Source organism: Leucobacter sp. M11 (assembly GCF_035726885.1).
Classification (GTDB): Bacteria; Actinomycetota; Actinomycetes; order Actinomycetales; family Microbacteriaceae; genus JAPFRB01.
Window position 1 is genome coordinate 602,837 of record NZ_JAPFRB010000001.1, and the last position, 2,061, is coordinate 604,897.

Genomic DNA, 2,061 nt, shown 5'->3' on the forward strand with positions numbered 1-2,061 from the left:
CCCCAAAGAATTCCAGGGCGACGGCATCGGGGTGCTCGCTCGCGGAGCGGTCCATGATGTCAAAGAGGGAGCCCTCGACGACTCCGATGCTCTGCGGGACGTTCTCGGCGTAGCTGGCGAGCCAGGGGCGCTGTTTCGTGGTTGGCACTCACCCACCCTAAACCACGAAGCGGAAACGGGGTACGATGGCAGAATTGGCGCTCTTCCCGGGCAACGGGCAGAATAGGAGTGCGGCGACCGCCGTGCCGAGCTCGGCGCCACGCCGCACCAGCATTTCGACCAACGAGGAGTCCCCGTGAAGACCCGCACCCGCATCTCCGCTCTCGCCGCCGCGACCGTCGCCTCCGTGATGAGCATCTTCGTGGCCGTGCCCGCCTTTGCCGTCGGCAATGGGAGCAACGACTCCACCCAGTTCTCCACCGCGGGTCAGCCCGTCGACGTGGTCGCGATCTCGATCGTCGGCCTCGTGCTCCTCGCCGTTGTCCTGATCGGGAGCACCCTGCTGGGCAACCTCTTCGAGCGCAACAACAAGAAGTAAGCCCCTCACGACACCCGCCGGAGCCGAGGGCCTCGGCGGGTTTTTCGTCCCCGGCGCCGGGCAGCGGCCCGCGACACCTCCGAGCATTCCGAGCAAGAAGGATCAACGATGACCGATCAGCCCGACGCACGCCCCGAAACCCCGAGCACGCTGCTCCTCGACGAGCGAGACGGGGTGCTCACGATCACCGTGAATCGCCCCGAGGCACTCAACGCCCTCTCCCCCACCGTGATCGACGAGCTCCGGGCCGTGATCGACGGGGTGCGCCCCCGGGTCGGCGAGGGCAGCGACTGGTCGCTGCGCGGCATCATCCTGACCGGCGGCGGCGAGAAAGCCTTCATCGCGGGGGCCGACATCAAGCAGATGTCCGCGATGGACCGCGCGAGCGCGGACGCCTACACCGCGCGGGCCCAGGAGCTCACCTCCTGGCTCGAAGAGCTGCCGATCCCCGTCGTCGCGGCGGTGAACGGCTTCGCCCTCGGCGGCGGCTGCGAGCTCGCGATGGCCTGTGACTTCGTGTACGCGAGCGAGAACGCGCGCTTCGGCCAGCCCGAGGTCGCCCTCGGCCTCATCCCCGGCTTCGGCGGCACGGTCCGCCTGCAGCGCTTCGTGGGGGCCGCGGCCGCCCGGGAGCTCATTATGACCGGTCGGCGCATCGACGCCGCGGAGGCGCAGCGCCTCGGGCTCGTCTCGTGCGTCTTCCCGACCCCGGAGGCCCTGCTCGCCGGGGCGCACGCCGCGCTCGCCGAGGTGCGGGCCCAGTCCCCCCTGGCGGTCGCCCGCTCGAAGGCAACCATCCGCGCCGTGGAGCTCCTCAGCCCCCGCGCGGGCCTCGATGCCGAGCGCGAGGCGTTCGCCGCCTGCTTCGACTCCGAGGACATGCGCGAGGGCACCACGGCCTTCATCGAGAAGCGCCGCCCGAGCTTTACCGGGCGCTAGCCGCCCCGTCCGCGGACGCCGGGTATCCGGTGCCCGCGGGCGGCAGGATCTGCGTGGCCTGCGACCAGACCGCCTGCCAGCCCGATGCGCCGCGCTCATAGGTGTCCGTGTGCCAATAGGCGCAGGTCTCGACGCGGTGCCCGCCAAAGACCACCCGGAGCCGGGCCCGGTAGCGCAGCGTCGCCGTCTCGCCGTGCACGCGAACCCGGATGTCCTCCGGCTCCCACAGTTCGTAGCGAAGCCCGCCCGATTCGATGGCGCCGAGGTACTGCTCCCGGCTGAGCGCCAGGCCGATCGGAGTGATGACCTGGAAGGCCTCGGCGTGCAGGCCGCGCGCCGTCGCGAGATCTCCCGCGACGAGGGCGCGCAAGCGGCCCCGTTCCAGCTCGCGGAGCTGTTCCGCGACCGCGTGCTCGCTCGGGTGCTCGCTCGGCGGCGCGGGCTCCGGGGTCGCGCGCGTCGGGGCGTTCTGCTCCGCGCCCGGGGTCCCCTCCGGGGTCGTTGCGGCGGTCACGCTGGGGCTGGGATTCGGGGTCTGGTTCGTCATAGGGGGTTCCGATCGTCGAGGTGATTCCTGGCGGGCT

At 71.3% G+C, this 2,061-nt stretch carries 4 protein-coding genes; 2 read left to right on the forward strand and 2 right to left on the reverse strand.

The window, feature by feature from the left end; translation table 11 throughout:
• Window positions 1–148: hypothetical protein (locus OOT08_RS03095; protein ID WP_325091292.1), on the reverse strand; the 148-nt coding region annotated here is incomplete at its 3' end.
• Between the two features lie 147 nt (window positions 149–295).
• Between OOT08_RS03095 and OOT08_RS03100 the strand changes: the two genes are divergently transcribed.
• Window positions 296–538 carry a hypothetical protein gene (locus OOT08_RS03100; RefSeq protein ID WP_325091079.1) on the forward strand — a complete coding sequence of 81 codons (243 nt, stop codon included), beginning with the start codon at window positions 296–298 and terminating at the stop codon, window positions 536–538.
• 108 nt (window positions 539–646) lie between these two features.
• The gene (locus OOT08_RS03105) at window positions 647–1,477 is read left to right on the forward strand and encodes an enoyl-CoA hydratase/isomerase family protein (protein ID WP_325091080.1); all 831 of its coding nucleotides are present in this window, start codon (window positions 647–649) and stop codon (window positions 1,475–1,477) included.
• On the opposite strand, the gene OOT08_RS03110 is transcribed toward OOT08_RS03105, so the two are convergent.
• Complete coding sequence (locus OOT08_RS03110; RefSeq protein ID WP_325091081.1) at window positions 1,464–2,024, reverse strand: nuclear transport factor 2 family protein; 561 nt, start codon at window positions 2,022–2,024, stop codon at window positions 1,464–1,466. The genes OOT08_RS03105 and OOT08_RS03110 overlap by 14 nt on opposite strands.
• Window positions 2,025–2,061: the final 37 nt, after the last annotated feature.

What these genes read in the sequence shown, in the direction of transcription:
- OOT08_RS03105 (WP_325091080.1), top strand. Translation starts at nt 647, where the DNA reads ATGACCGATCAGCCCGACGCACGCCCCGAAACCCCGAGCACGCTGCTC.
- OOT08_RS03110 (WP_325091081.1), bottom strand. Translation starts at nt 2,024, where the DNA reads ATGACGAACCAGACCCCGAATCCCAGCCCCAGCGTGACCGCCGCAACG.